The organism is Aeribacillus sp. FSL K6-2848 (genome assembly GCF_038004325.1).
Taxonomy (GTDB): Bacteria; Bacillota; Bacilli; order Bacillales; family Aeribacillaceae; genus Aeribacillus; species Aeribacillus composti.
Genome location: NZ_JBBOQQ010000001.1, coordinates 2,036,607 through 2,050,208, shown reverse-complemented (window position 1 = coordinate 2,050,208; position 13,602 = coordinate 2,036,607). Strand labels below are relative to the sequence as shown.

11 protein-coding genes and 1 pseudogene are annotated in these 13,602 nt (G+C 38.0%); 4 read left to right on the top strand and 8 right to left on the bottom strand.

Annotated features, from left to right (window positions below; translation table 11 throughout):
* Nucleotides 1-1,232: 1,232 nt before the first annotated feature.
* Nucleotides 1,233-2,399, bottom strand: coding sequence for a KamA family radical SAM protein (locus NSS70_RS09935; RefSeq protein ID WP_144597999.1), 1,167 nt, complete (start codon nucleotides 2,397-2,399; stop codon nucleotides 1,233-1,235).
* 422 nt (nucleotides 2,400-2,821) lie between these two features.
* Nucleotides 2,822-3,628 carry a Cof-type HAD-IIB family hydrolase gene (locus NSS70_RS09930; RefSeq protein WP_066246706.1) on the bottom strand — a complete coding sequence of 269 codons (807 nt, stop codon included), beginning with the start codon at nucleotides 3,626-3,628 and terminating at the stop codon, nucleotides 2,822-2,824.
* A 439-nt stretch (nucleotides 3,629-4,067) separates the two neighbouring features.
* Between NSS70_RS09930 and NSS70_RS09925 the strand changes: the two genes are divergently transcribed.
* Together NSS70_RS09925 and NSS70_RS09920 are read left to right on the top strand one after the other, a co-directional pair.
* Nucleotides 4,068-4,361: a hypothetical protein gene (locus tag NSS70_RS09925; protein ID WP_066246704.1), complete on the top strand. Its 294-nt coding sequence runs from the start codon at nucleotides 4,068-4,070 to the stop codon at nucleotides 4,359-4,361.
* Between the two features lie 103 nt (nucleotides 4,362-4,464).
* Nucleotides 4,465-5,031: a spore coat protein gene (locus NSS70_RS09920; protein WP_063389527.1), complete on the top strand. Its 567-nt coding sequence runs from the start codon at nucleotides 4,465-4,467 to the stop codon at nucleotides 5,029-5,031.
* 65 nt (nucleotides 5,032-5,096) lie between these two features.
* Here NSS70_RS09920 and NSS70_RS09915 read toward each other — a convergent pair whose 3' ends face one another.
* Both NSS70_RS09915 and NSS70_RS09910 read right to left on the bottom strand, forming a co-directional pair.
* The gene (locus tag NSS70_RS09915) at nucleotides 5,097-6,542 is read right to left on the bottom strand and encodes a DHA2 family efflux MFS transporter permease subunit (protein WP_339199873.1); all 1,446 of its coding nucleotides are present in this window, start codon (nucleotides 6,540-6,542) and stop codon (nucleotides 5,097-5,099) included.
* Between the two features lie 430 nt (nucleotides 6,543-6,972).
* A complete protein-coding gene (locus NSS70_RS09910; RefSeq protein ID WP_339199871.1) occupies nucleotides 6,973-7,572 on the bottom strand; it encodes a nitroreductase family protein in 600 nt (199 codons plus the stop codon).
* A gap of 167 nt (nucleotides 7,573-7,739) precedes the next feature.
* Between NSS70_RS09910 and NSS70_RS09905 the strand changes: the two genes are divergently transcribed.
* Nucleotides 7,740-8,627, top strand: a complete 888-nt coding sequence (locus tag NSS70_RS09905) for a hypothetical protein (protein WP_066246698.1) — start codon at nucleotides 7,740-7,742, stop codon at nucleotides 8,625-8,627.
* Nucleotides 8,628-8,737: 110 nt separating this feature from the next.
* On the opposite strand, the gene NSS70_RS09900 is transcribed toward NSS70_RS09905, so the two are convergent.
* The 4 genes and pseudogenes from NSS70_RS09900 to NSS70_RS09885 all read right to left on the bottom strand — a co-directional run bounded on the left by NSS70_RS09900 (nucleotide 8,738) and on the right by NSS70_RS09885 (nucleotide 11,133).
* Complete coding sequence (locus NSS70_RS09900) at nucleotides 8,738-9,148, bottom strand: acyl-CoA thioesterase (protein ID WP_339199868.1); 411 nt, start codon at nucleotides 9,146-9,148, stop codon at nucleotides 8,738-8,740.
* A gap of 109 nt (nucleotides 9,149-9,257) precedes the next feature.
* The gene (locus tag NSS70_RS09895) at nucleotides 9,258-10,166 is read right to left on the bottom strand and encodes a ketopantoate reductase family protein (RefSeq protein ID WP_063389532.1); all 909 of its coding nucleotides are present in this window, start codon (nucleotides 10,164-10,166) and stop codon (nucleotides 9,258-9,260) included.
* Between the two features lie 609 nt (nucleotides 10,167-10,775).
* Nucleotides 10,776-10,925: pseudogene (locus NSS70_RS09890) on the bottom strand (alcohol dehydrogenase); the annotation flags it as partial.
* The gene (locus tag NSS70_RS09885; protein ID WP_339195561.1) at nucleotides 10,891-11,133 is read right to left on the bottom strand and encodes a hypothetical protein; all 243 of its coding nucleotides are present in this window, start codon (nucleotides 11,131-11,133) and stop codon (nucleotides 10,891-10,893) included. The pseudogene NSS70_RS09890 and the gene NSS70_RS09885, both read right to left, overlap by 35 nt.
* Nucleotides 11,134-11,483: 350 nt before the next feature.
* Here NSS70_RS09885 and NSS70_RS09880 point away from each other — a divergent pair, with 350 nt between their 5' ends.
* Nucleotides 11,484-13,580, top strand: a complete 2,097-nt coding sequence (locus tag NSS70_RS09880; protein WP_340881402.1) for a DNA topoisomerase III — start codon at nucleotides 11,484-11,486, stop codon at nucleotides 13,578-13,580.
* Nucleotides 13,581-13,602 lie beyond the last annotated feature (22 nt).

Sequence of the window (13,602 nt, the reverse complement as noted above, 5' to 3'; positions counted from 1 at the left end):
AAGCGGTATTTCGTCTATAACTGCAACTTTTCCCTTCAATATTCTCGTATATAAGATGACATATGAAAAGAGGAATGATTCTGCTTGAATACAAATGGAGTTCGGTGTTTTTCAGGAAAACTGAAGAAAAATTATGAGGAAATAATCAGGATTTACTAAATAATGGGTGGCGGTTACAGACATTTGCACCGTTCTCTTCCGGCGCCTTTGTGCAGCCGCAATCCATTCAGATTATTTTTAAAAAAGTTCTGAAGAAATCATACACGTATGACAAAGAAGCAAAGCTTTTATCTTTTGGAATTTTCTTTGTAACGATGATGGGAGAAGCTGTTTCTTTTCCAAATACAACTCATCCCCCGCTTATTTGTGGAGCTGCTAAAAAAAGGGTCTTATTGTCTTTACAATATCGCTTCCGTTTAGTTTTACAAATGTTCGTTAATTCATATAAAACGCTTGGCGCCGTTTCGAAATCTCCATTACTTCTGAGATGACGGTGTTTAAAATGATGTAAAAAGTCTTGTAGAAAAAAATTACAGGACACTTACTCGGTCTAAAAGTACATTCGAGCCATTTTTCCGATTTTCAAATTCATTTCCTCAACTTTCTAATTCATTCCAAATGATAAATAATTTAATAGACTAAAACCATTTCTTACACATGCGGTTCAAAAACTTTTTGTGATAGGATAACCGGAACTTGCTCGATCATTGAATCGGTGCCGTAAAAAGGGCAAATGGCAGTCTTTTCATCATCGCACCATTTTAGAAGGATGAAATATTTTTAAACAATAAAAACAACCGCAAATTTCATCGTTTTTCAATTCTTTTCGATTAAAACTGATGAATCGGTGTGCTGTTCTGCACAGACTTCCCTTCAATTTATCGCCTTCCTAATTTTTGCAAAAAAATTCTCTTGCTATAATATCTGAACGGCCATACCAAGGGGTAAAATCTTCTATTGTATACAAATGCATCATACATGCTATTATTGAACAAAATTCTCATCAGCTCCACTTCATTCACAAGAACAACCTGTACCTTCTTTTCGTTATTTTTTTCACGTCATAAATTGCCTTTCTTATAATGTATTTTTTTAAAAGTGGTTATCCAGAAAGTCAAATCCCTATCGAAAACAAAAAATCATAAACGTCGATATATCAACGTCTCTAAAACATTAAGGGGCGTCTATAAGCCGGAAAATCGACTTATTAGACAGCCCCTGTCCATCACTTTTTATTGTGCTATTTTTTTAGGATGATCTGGCAATTCATTGACTGAAACAACTTGGTCTGTTTTCTTTTTTGGTTTTTTCCAATACTTTTCGTTGCCAGGCAGATCATCAAACCATGTTGCATCATCAGGGCAATCAAGCACCATAAATTGTCCATAATTGCCATCTCTAGATTGGTGATATTTCAAATACGCTTTTCCGTTTTCGATAGCTAAAATCTCGATTTTCCCAGAGGTATGGCTCATTGACAGGCGGACGCGCTTGCCTAGACCTGACGTTCTTGCTTTTGCTTGTTCAACGATATCGTAAACTTCTTTCAATGTTAATACAAAGTCACTGTTGCCAGCAACAGGTCGATTCACAAAGAAATAATAAGGTGTTACTCCCGCCCATGATAACTTATCTAATAATTCGCCTAAAACAACAGGATCGTCATTAATTCCTTTTAATACTGGAGTTTGGTTGACCACTATTGCTCCGGCATCATGGAGCGCTTCAAAAGCTTTTTTTGCTTCTTTCGTAATTTCTCTCGGATGGTTGACGTGAGCCATAATGTAGATTCGTTTTTCAGGAGATGAAAACTCTCTAATGAGTTGGAGTAAAGATTCATCTTCATAAATTCTCATAGGGTTAAAGACAGGCATTTTGGAGCCGATGCGGATAATTTTTACATGCTCGATTTCTCGTAAGCTTTCAATGATCATGCGCAATTTTTTCGTAGCAAGGATTAAAGGATCCCCTCCAGTTAGAAGAACATTGTTGATTTCAGGAGTTTTGCGAATATAGTCAATACCAGGCTGTACGTCTGCCATCGCTTCTTTTACATCACTTCTAAATAATCTTTTTCGAAAGCAATAGCGGCAATATGCTCCGCAAACCTCAGAAACTAGCAGCAATGCTGTTGTTTTGTACTTATGCTGGCAGCCAGGAACGACATAGTTTGTATCTTCATCTGATGCGTCCCACCTCCCATACTCTCGCATTTCTCCTTCATTTGGAATAACTAATTTTCTGATAGGGTCGTTCGGATCATTCCAGTCGATCAGGCTTAAATAATAATCATTGACCCGAAACACATATTTTTCTGTGATCGGCTTCAGCTTTTCCCGTTCCTCTTTTGGGATTTGTTCAATTTTGTCGATGTTTGTTATATATTTTGGCATCGCCACATGTATCACTCCCCCATCATTTGTTAACAGTTCTATGATAACATATAGTAACAAATTATTTAGCAATATGTCCAAAACGTTCATTATTTTTTTGCAAATTTCGATAATATTTTTCAAAAAAATTTGCCTTCCAGCAAGGAAAACTATTAAGCTAGTTTTCCAATGCGGACTTTTCTCTAATACAAGTCAAAATAGAAGGCAGATTCCACTACATTTGCTAAAACAAGGAATAAATATCTGACATATCTTGATAAGCTTTCACTAAATTTAGAATCCTTTTTTGCGAGTCTTTATCCCCGCTCAAACAATATATTGACTTAAGCCAAAAATGGAAAAAAATCGTTTTCTATATTTTATATAAATAAGTAAAATAAGCGGCTTCCTGCTTTACATGAATTCTTTCGGGCAGCATGAAGCATTGCTTAAACTGATACAGCCTTCAACAGTTCTTTTACCGCATAGGCAAAGCCGTTCTCATCGTTCGTTTTCGTGACAAAATCGGCTTTTTCTTTCACTTCCTTTGGAGCATTTCCCATTGCAACCGATGTGGTCGCGATCTCGAATTGGGAAATGTCGTTGCCTCCGTCGCCAAACGCATAAATTTCTTCAAATGTCAGCTGCTTCATTTTTTGATAGCGTAAAATCGCTTTTCCTTTATGTGCTTCGCTGGAGGTAATTTCAATATTATTCGGAAATGATGAGGCAATGGAGAGGTCGCTTCTTTCGCTTAAAGCTTCCTTCACTCGATCGATTTTTTCCGTTTCATCATGATTCACTAATCCAATCAGCTTATAGATTTTTACATTTTCCAGCTTGAAAATAGAGTCATAATCAAATTGGCGAAACATCTCTTCGATCTCTTTCCAGCTCAGCTTATGCAAAGGCGGTAAAGTGGATGGAAAGCCACCCTGATTGGTGTAAACGAGAATTCCGACATCCAGAGCATTTACTGCTGCAAAAATTTCTTTAAACGTTTTTTCATCTATTGTTGCTTCATACATCAGCTCTCTTTTATCGGAATATAATACAGCCCCATTAACACAAAAAATCGGCACTTGGAGCTCTTCAACCGCTTTAATCTTGATGACGTCCGGAAATGCACGTCCCGTATTTAAAATGACTTCATGTCCTTGCTTTTTCAATTCATGTAAAACTGATAAATTTTCATGTGAAATTTCATGCTGCGAATTTAATAGTGTGCCATCTAAATCAATTGAAAAACATTTCATATCCTCATCCCAATTCCTTTCTTTTTTTAAAATAATAAAGAAACTTCTTATTTTTCTCTTACCTATTTTATCAAAATCGTCCTGATCGCTGTAAAGATTTCCTGTTTACAAGAAAATCACTGCATTATCGGTCAAAGAGCTTGATTTGCCAGAAAGTCACTTTCCGCTCGGTTGATGGCAGCCCAAAAGATTGAAGAGGTTTAGAAAATTAAAAAGAAAGCTTCAGCACAAAATGGACAGTGACATCTATGCAAAAATAGCTGGATTCGAAGCATCGGCTGGGCATACAACAAATGACAAGAAGATGGCAAATAGATAGATACACGTACAATAGGCTATAGATGCAAATTGTCTGGCTTTTTTACCTTCAACTGGAAAAATTTTTTCATAGTGATTCACTCTTCAATGTTATAAGTTTTTATTAGGGAGTGAATATCAAATGATCTATCGAAGTGTCAAACAACTGGAAAAAGAATATAAACTAAAAGAAGCCCTTCGTTCTGTCAGAGATTTATGGTATCAACTAACGGAAGGGTATGTAACAATCCCTGAATCGACTGAAAAGCTTCAATCTTTCATTGAATATTTTGAAGGAGAATTGCCTGCAGGATGGATCCTCACAATGGATGAACAAGGAACGATACAAGCACGTACAAATTATTCTAATAGATTTAGTCAGATGCTAGTATGTAAAAGCTTTTCTGGAAAAGAGCGTGTAAAAATAATTTCTTAAAAGTTTTCCCTCAGTATCGCAGACTGAGGGGTTTTTTGTATAAAATGAAAAATTTCAAACATAATACTAACTGTTAAAAAATTACTTAGGAGGGATTGAAGGTATGAATCAATTAGGTGCTCATGAATTAATGGAAGTACATGAAGTTTTAACAAACACAATTGATGGAATTAACCAATTTCAACTTTATCAGCCCCATTGCAAAGATCCAGAGCTGCAAAACATTTTGCAAAATCAAATCATTTTTATGACAAATGAATACAATTCAATCGTTCAAATAGTAAGAAACAAGAGCAGTCAGCAAAATTTCAGCACTTACCGCCCATTGAAAAATGCAAGCCCTTCCTTTGGCACCTCAGGCGGAACACCGGAAGCTCCCAACAGCTCAATAAACGAGATGAACGACCATGATGTTGCGTCAGGAATGTTAGGATGTTTAAAAGCGTCAGCAGCATTAAGGATGCATGCTGCATTGGAATGCTCAGATCCGGAATTAAGAAATGTCGTGCTCCAAGGGGCGAAAAATTGCGCAGAGCAAGCTTATGAAGTTTGGCAATATATGAACCAAAAAGGTTATTATCAAGTGCCGGTCTTTCAGCAAAATACTGCTCAAGCGATCATCAATCATTATCAACCGGCTGGCAATCAAATGAACAATCAGCAGACATAAAACGATAAAGCAGCAGGGCTTACCCTGCTTCTGCTTTATTTTTTAGCTATTGCGAAGAAAAAAATTTAGCTTTCGCTCATAATTTGCTTGTTTTCTTTTTCCTCTAGACTTCCGTCTTTTACTTCTTGCGAATTTTTCATAAAAAACGATAAGACGAGAGCGATCGCAGAGAATATCCCTGCCACTACAAAAGATATATTTACTCCATGTATCATTCCTTCCATACCTTTTTCAGGCAAGGCTGTATTTGTCATGACTGTCACAAGCAAGGCTGTTCCAACTGCACCAGCTACTTGCCGCATTGTGTTGTTCATCGCAGTTCCGTGTGAAATTAAATATGTAGGCAGTTGATTTAAACCGGCGGTTGTCACCGGCATCATGACCATCGCAACACCGACCATCCTGAAAGCATTTACTGCCGCTAAATAGGTAAACGTTGTATGTAAGGTGAGGTGCGACAGCATAAACGTCGTGATCGTTAAGGTAAAAAATCCAATAATCGCCAGCCATTTGGCACCGAATTTATCAAATAATCTGCCTGTTATCGGGTTGGCCACCCCTTGGACAAGTGCGCCTGGCAAGAGCACCAGTCCGGACTCAAATGCTGAAAATCCCAGCATATTTTGCATAAACATCGGCAAAATAACTGCTCCGCCAATCATAGACATAAACACAATCATGCCTAAAACAGTTGTGATCGAAAATGTCTTGCTTTTAAATACTTTGAATTCCAGGATCGGCTCATCCAATTGCAGCTGTCTAATTATAAACCAAGTAAGAGTGGTCAAACCGATGAAGAGCGATAAAATAACTTGACCGCTCCCCCAGCCGCTGCTTCCAGCTGCGCTGAATCCATACAATAAACCGCCGAAGCCTAACGTTGAAAGGATGATGGATAAAATATCGATTTTTGGGTAAGTTTGCCGCGTAACGTTTTTTAGGATGAAAAAAGCTAAGATAAGATCAATGACTACAATAGGTAAGAGCACATAAAACAAGCTTCTCCATGCAAAATGCTCTACAAGGTAACCAGATAAAGTCGGACCAATTGCTGGCGCAAATGCAATAACGAGTCCAAACATCCCCATTGCCGTTCCTCTTTTTTCAACGGGAAAAATTAAAAACAAGATTGTCTGCATCAGCGGCATGATAATTCCGGCACCAGCAGCCTGCGCCACTCTCCCTGCCATTAAAACAGAAAAATTAGGAGCAATTGCACAAATTGCAGTTCCAACAGCAAAAATTCCGATGGCTGTAAGAAACAGTCCTCTTGTCGTAAAACGACCAATCAAAAACGCGGTGATCGGTATCATAATCCCATTAACAAGCATAAAAATCGATTGCAGCCATTGAACTGTATTGGCATCAACTTTGAAATCCATCATTAAATGCGGCAAAGCAGTTCCAAGCAACGTTTGGTTTAAAATGGCAACAAAAGCACCGGACATTAACACAATCATGAGCGGCACTTTATTAAAGGTTTCCTGTGCTAGGTCTCGTTCTTCTCCCATATAAATCCTTCTTTCTAACAATTTTTCTATATTATTTAGCGATACAAATAGACTGCTTAATACATGTTATTGTAATATTTTTTCTTTGTAAATAGGAAGAATATATACTTGATGGGGATGAAACTTGAAGAGCGTTTTCCATAAATGAAGCAATTGTTGTCTTTATATTTATATTAGCGTACATTACCATAGTGAAGGAAGATGAAGAAAAAAGCAATTGTTTCGCTCACCTTTATTTTCTTTTTTGATAATAAGTAGGAAACGTTTGAAAAAATTTTTACATCATAAGTGTCAAAAAAAATATCACTCCTTCCAATATAAAAAAGAACAGCCGTTTTTTCTCTTTCGGTTTGAATTGTTTCAAATGCAAAACCCCTTTTCAGCTTTACTTTTTGAAAAGGGGTGACAACAATTTGAAAACAAAAGCATCTTATTTAAATATTTTCAATCGCTCTTCTATTGGTTTTATTTCTTTATCACCGGGCTCAGCTGTCGTTTTTCCGAACGGCATTTGAGCAATTAGTTTCCATTCATTTGGTATATTCCATTCTTTCTTCACTTCATCATCGATGAGCGGATTATAGTGCTGCAGCGAGGCGCCCAATCCTTCAATTTCCAACGAAGTCCAAATCACAAATTGCAGCATTCCAGAAGACTGTTGTGACCAAATCGGGAAATTGTCCGCATATAATGGGAATTGTTCCTGCAACCCTTGAACAACGCGGTCATCTTCAAAGAACAATACAGTACCGTATCCATTTCGGAATGAATTTATTTTTTCATCTGTTGAAGCAAATTGATCCGCTGGAACAATTTTTTGCAACGTTTCTTTCGTTATATCCCACAATTTGTTATGATGCTCGCCAAGCAAAAGAACGACTCGGGCGCTTTGGGAATTAAAAGCGGATGGTGTATATAGAACTGCGTGGCTGATCACTTCTTGAATACGCTCATCAGAAACAGTTGATTCTTTACTGATTCCGTAATAAGTGCGTCGATGTTTGACTGCTGAATAAAAGTCATTTGACACGTTCATCTCTCCTTTCTGAATTTCAATCTTTTTATATCATTCCTTTTAAACGCTTTGCCTATTACACTTCTTAGTAACGTTTTGAATAAAATTTTTTCTTGTAAGAGCCGTATTTTGAGGGATATAATTTACATGAAATCAATAATATTAGAAAAGGCGGTAAAAACTTGAAACAGCGGAACTTATTTTTCTACATTTTGATTTTTGCCATGATGTTTCTGTTCGGATGTACATCAAAAGAATATAAATCCAACATGGAATCTGGTATTGAAGCGCTAAAAAAAGAACAATACAGCGACGCCATCTCGTTTTTTAACAAAGCTCTTCATGAAAAAAACACTGAAGAAGTTCAATTGGCGCTGGATTTGTCAAAACAAATTAAAGACAGCGTTGCTGCCCTTGAAAAAGGAGAATTTGAAACCGCCATATCATTGGCAGAAAAAATCAAAAATTCAAATGAAACCTCCAAGGTTCTTGATATTCTCAAACCGAAAGCTGAAAAAATAATCGAAGAGGCGGAAAAAACGAGCGCCGCTTTAAAAGAAATGGAATCTGAACTTGAGTCAGGGAAAGCATTGTTGGAAGAAAACAAGTTTGACGAAGCATTCGCCATATTTAAGAAAATTGCGGAAACAACATCAAATAACGAGAAGATCGTCAGCGTTACCAAAAATGCAGAACAATTAATGAATCAAGCGGCTGCGGCGAAAAATCAATACTTGCAGGAGCAGGAGAAAAAACTTCAAGAAGAGCGGCAAAAAGCTGAAGAAGAAGCAAAAAAGAGAAAGGAAGAGCAAAAAAAGGCTGAGGAATCAAAGAAAAGCCGTCCTATAAGCCATACAGAAGCTGAACAGCTAGTTCGGGAGTATTTAAAAATTGAAAATACTTCTAACGTTTACGTTGAATATGATCATGATAATGAAAAAGGCGAATATATTATTCACGTTTATGAAATCGTGATCAGTGATCCGGAGACAAAAGAGGGACATACTTCTACATGGGGCTGGTATGCAGTCGACCCGGTCAAAAAAGTTGTGCGTGATGCGTTTGAATAACAAATTTTAAGGATTTTCCGGTGGATACATTCGGAAAATCCTTTTTCTTTAGTTATTTCATCAGAATGATATTAATTCAACTGATAAGGCTTACAAAATTGCCTTGCTCATTAAACAGCTACTAAGTATTGTTCAAGGATCGAACGCATTTCAGGAGTTAAAGGCTCAGAACGCTGCAACTTAAAATTGTAATGAACGATAACTCCTTCCCCTTTTGCGATCAATTTCCCCGTTTCTGCATTTTTTATTTCATGCTCCATCGAAAAGCTTTTCGTTCCAATCCGCGTAATTTTTGAAGTTACCGTTAATGTATCATGGGCATACGCTTGGGCAAGGTAATCACATTTTGTGGATGCTAAAATAAATTTCCAGTCTTGGTTCCCTACTTGTTTTGATATGTGTTTTAAAAATTTAGTCCGAGCTTCCTCCATATACAAATAATAGCTTGTATTGTTAACATGGCCTGACGCATCCGTTTCGCAATATCTTACATAAATTTCTGTATCTGGAATGGTCTTCATGCTAAATCGTCCTTTCTTTTATGTCTTATTTTTCTGTTTTTATCAATCGATCGATATTTATGTATGAATGGAATTGAATCCTACATGTGTATAGGAATTGTCCATCGGATCATCGATGTGTTTCAAGAAAAAGCAAATTGCTGTACAACGTTTGAAGAACAGGCGTTTCAACACCAATCTGCCGCCCCTTTTTCACGATAAACCCGCACAATGATTCGATTTCCATCCTTTTTCCTTTCAATCGATCTTGCAGCATGGACGGCTTATGCTTCAGAGCTGCTCCTGAATTGGCAAAAGTGCGATGAAACATTTCTTCATCTAATGGAATCCCGATTTTATTGGCTACTCGCATCACTTCTCGGCAAGCATTTTCAGCTGTTTTCCTCAATTCTTTATGCTCCATAATTTCACCGACAGTCGCTTTGGATAAAGCAGCAAGCGGATTGAAGGTTGCATTCCACAACAGCTTTTTCCACTTATCCAGCATGATATCATCTGTTGTTTTTACAAAAATTTCAGCTTGACGAAAAAGATCTGCCACTTTATCGCGGAACGAAATGAGAGATTCATCCAGAGCACCGATTACTAGTTTTGCTCTTCCGCTATGCTTTATGACCCCAGGCTCTTCCACATGTGACGACAGATAGGTTGCAGCTGACAAGAGCCTTTTTCCACCTAAAATTTGAGCGAGCTTTTCTTCATTGTCGACTCCATTTTGCAGCGTCAAAACAACTGCGCGATCATTCTGCAAAGAGGCAATCTGTTCTGCTGTACTTTCCGTGTCTGTTGATTTCACACAAAACAGTATCAGCTCACAATCAGCAAAATCCTCTATTTTATCTGTAAAAACACCGTCTATTGTGAGGAGTTGATCATTCGTTTTAACCACTAAACCTGATTTTTTCATTGCCTCTAAATGCTTGCCCCTTGCAAGAAAAACAACATCATGTCCGGCTTTCTTTAACAAAGCTCCAAAATAGCCGCCGACCGCGCCAGCTCCAGCAACAGCGATTTTCATAACATTCCCCCTTCAATTGAATCAAAAAGCTTATGAATGACAGAATAAACAGAAAATAATGAAATGCAAGTTTTGCACCTCAATTATTAACCTAATCTTTTCATTAATCAAGTGAAAGCATTCGGGACTGAAAAGTCTTGAGTGTTTAAAACCAATAGTAAAAACGAGCCTCCAAAACAGATAATAATCTTGAAATCAATATCAGACTCTAGACTATTATGATTTATTCTATGTTCCATGAGGATTCGCAAAGCGCGCAGATCACAAACACTCATAACTTAAAATGACGGCAATGCTATAAAAAAAGAAGCAGAAGTTGAAAAAAGCCTTTCCAAAATGAACGAACTCCGTGAAATAGCTTCTCTCCCCCACCGAATCGTTGACTTAGCTTTCGAATAAAATACGCCTAATTTATTTTCAAGTCTTGTAAACATACAGCAGCTGGCACGTTTTTGCTTTCTTAAATTTTACAGTTTATATGAAAAATGAACAGATAGGTTTAAGCATCCATCCAACACACATAACCCCGTTCTAAGTTTAGGACGGGGTTACAATAAAATGGTTTACTTTTTAAGAACAATGCTTCACTTACATCAAGATTTTTAAAGGTTAATCATTGGATAAAATGACTTTCATCGCTTTTTCTTTAGCCGCATTGCGAAATACTTCGTATGCCTGCAAAATCTGGTCCAGCGAAAAACGATGAGTGACTAACTGTTCCGGTTTAATTTTTCCTGACTGCACCGTCTTTAGCAGCAACTGAAAAATTCTTTTTATATATTACTGCCATTAAAAGCGGAACAACGATTGCCAAATCCATTAAAGTGCCTAGGATGACCCATCCCATTTCCTCAGGCAATACCATAATCGACAAAGGCGACCTATATATTAGAAAATTGGAACAAAGCACCAGCACTAATAAGGACAACCATATATACCTTTTTTTATCAAATTGCCAAGCTTCCACAAATCCCCCCCTTTTTACCTATATTGTAACAGATTTTAAAATATTTCGTTTTTTACTTTTGTTAATTTTCAAAATTGCCAGCTTTCTCCTTGTCTCTGCTGATTTTAAGAAACGAACATGTTCCTAAATGGAGTGTGATTGATTTCTTGAGGTAATACGAAAGAACTAAATTTGAACATGCATCCTCTGTATGTGAACAGTCAATCATCCCATAGTGCAACCTTTACAAGAATTCATTGCCTTTAGAGATATAAAACTGAAACATATTATGCTTTTTCATTCAACTAATGCAAACCTCCCTCCTTTCCGTTATACTTAAAACGTTGTTGATTGAAAGAAAGGAGCATTATATGAAATCTCTCGTTTTAGCTGAAAAGCCGAGCGTTGCACGTGAGATAGCCCGTGTGCTTGGCTGCAAAAAAGAGCATAAATTTCACTTTGAAGGAAGCAAGTATATCGTAACGTGGGCGCTCGGTCATTTAATTGAATTGAAGATGCCGGAACATTACGATCCAAAATATAAAACATGGCGGCTGGAAGATTTGCCAATTATCCCGGAAAAAATGGGGTTAAAAGTAATTAGACAAACGAGCCGGCATTATAAAGGCATAGAACTGTTGGCGAAACGAACGGACATTAAAGATTGCATTATCGCAACAGACGCCGGACGTGAAGGCGAACTTGTTGCAAGATGGATTTTAAAAAAGCTGAAATGGAAAAAGCCGATTTTGCGCCTATGGATTTCATCTCAGACCGATAAAGCCATTCGTGACGGTTTCAAGCATTTAAAACCTGGGAAACAATTTGAAGCATTATATCAGTCTGCTGTTTGCCGTGCAGAGGCAGATTGGCTCATCGGCTTAAATGTGACAAGAGCTTTGACGACGAAATATAATGACCCGCTTTCGGCAGGGCGCGTGCAGACCCCAACCCTTGCCATGATCATGAAAAGGGAAACAGAAATTCAAAAATTTGTACCGAAGCCGTATTGGACGATTCATGCAAAAATCGGTTCCATTCATACCATCTGGGAGCGAAACGGCGAAAAAAGAATTTTTTCCAAAGAAACGGCTGAACATCTATTGGCAAACCTGAATGGTAAAAAAGGTACAGTCATCAAAGTGGAGCGCAAGCAAAAGAAAGAAAATCAGCCGCTGCCATACGACCTAACCGAGCTGCAGCGGGATGCCAACAAGCGTTTCGGCTTTTCCGCAAAGAAAACGTTAACGATACTGCAAAAGCTTTATGAGCATTATAAGCTTGTCACATACCCGCGGACAGACTCCCGTTATTTAACTGCGGATATGGAATCGACAATGTTTGACAGGCTTCAGGCAATGGCTTCCGGCTATAAAGACGAAATCCGCCCTCTCCTTTCCAACAAAGGAAAAATTTTATTAAAACGGGTGTTCAATAATGAAAAAGTGACCGATCATCATGCCATTATCCCGACGGAGGAACCGCTAAATATGAGCCAGCTTTCCAATGATGAAAGGAAGCTGTATGATTTGATTGCCCGCCGGTTTTTGGCGCTGTTTTATCCTGCTTACGAATATGAAACCGTCCATGCGGTTTTTGATGTGAACGGAGAAACACTCACTGCAAAAGAGACAATTGTATTGAATAATGGATTTAAAGCCGTTTTAGGGAAGCAGCAGGATGAGCCGGAAAACAGAAACATCCCTGCTTTAGTTAAAGGACAATCTTTTGCTGTTCATCAAGTAGAAATAGAAGAAAAATTGGAAGAACCTCCTCTTCGCTATTCAGAGGCGGACATTCTTACGCAGATGGAAAAGTTCGGACTCGGCACTCCTGCAACTAGGGCGGATATTATTGAAAGACTTATCGAAACAGAAGCGGTTGAGCGAAAAAACGGAAGGTTCTACCCAACGAAAAAAGGTAAACAACTGATTGAACTTGTCAATGATGAACTAAAATCACCTGAGCTGACAGCGCGCTGGGAAAAAGAGCTTGAAGCGATCGCACGGGGAAAAGGAAATCCTGAATTTTTCCTAAACAACATTCGCAAGCAAACGAAACGGCTCGTTAATGAAATAAAAAATAGCGACCGAAGCTACAAAGCACACAATTTAACCGGCTCCATGTGCCCGGAATGCGGCTCCTTTTTAAAAATACGTTCTACAAAAGAAGGACGTTTATTAGTATGTTCGAACATGGAATGCCGCTATAGCAAACGAAAAGATCCGAAGCTGTCCAACCGGCGCTGTCCACAATGCAAAAAACCAATGGAAATCCATAACGGCAAAGCCGGTGTTTACTTCCAATGCCGCCGCTGCAATGTGGTTGAAAAAGCGGAAGAAAAGAAAACAGCAGTCAATAACCGCAAAGATCGGGCTTTAATTCAAAAATACAGCCCGAAAAGCGATTCTTTTGGCACAAGTTTAGGTGATTTGTTAAAACAGGTGTTGGAAGAAAAACAGCAATAAATAAAAAAGCTTCCGGATGCTG

Bases quoted from the DNA above. Each gene is read 5' to 3' on its own strand.
- NSS70_RS09930 (WP_066246706.1), bottom strand. From the start codon at position 3,628: ATGAAATGTTTTTCAATTGATTTAGATGGCACACTATTAAATTCGCAG.
- NSS70_RS09925 (WP_066246704.1), top strand. From the start codon at position 4,068: ATGATCTATCGAAGTGTCAAACAACTGGAAAAAGAATATAAACTAAAA.
- NSS70_RS09920 (WP_063389527.1), top strand. From the start codon at position 4,465: ATGAATCAATTAGGTGCTCATGAATTAATGGAAGTACATGAAGTTTTA.
- NSS70_RS09915 (WP_339199873.1), bottom strand. From the start codon at position 6,542: ATGGGAGAAGAACGAGACCTAGCACAGGAAACCTTTAATAAAGTGCCG.
- NSS70_RS09900 (WP_339199868.1), bottom strand. From the start codon at position 9,148: ATGAAGACCATTCCAGATACAGAAATTTATGTAAGATATTGCGAAACG.
- NSS70_RS09895 (WP_063389532.1), bottom strand. From the start codon at position 10,166: ATGAAAATCGCTGTTGCTGGAGCTGGCGCGGTCGGCGGCTATTTTGGA.
- NSS70_RS09880 (WP_340881402.1), top strand. From the start codon at position 11,484: ATGAAATCTCTCGTTTTAGCTGAAAAGCCGAGCGTTGCACGTGAGATA.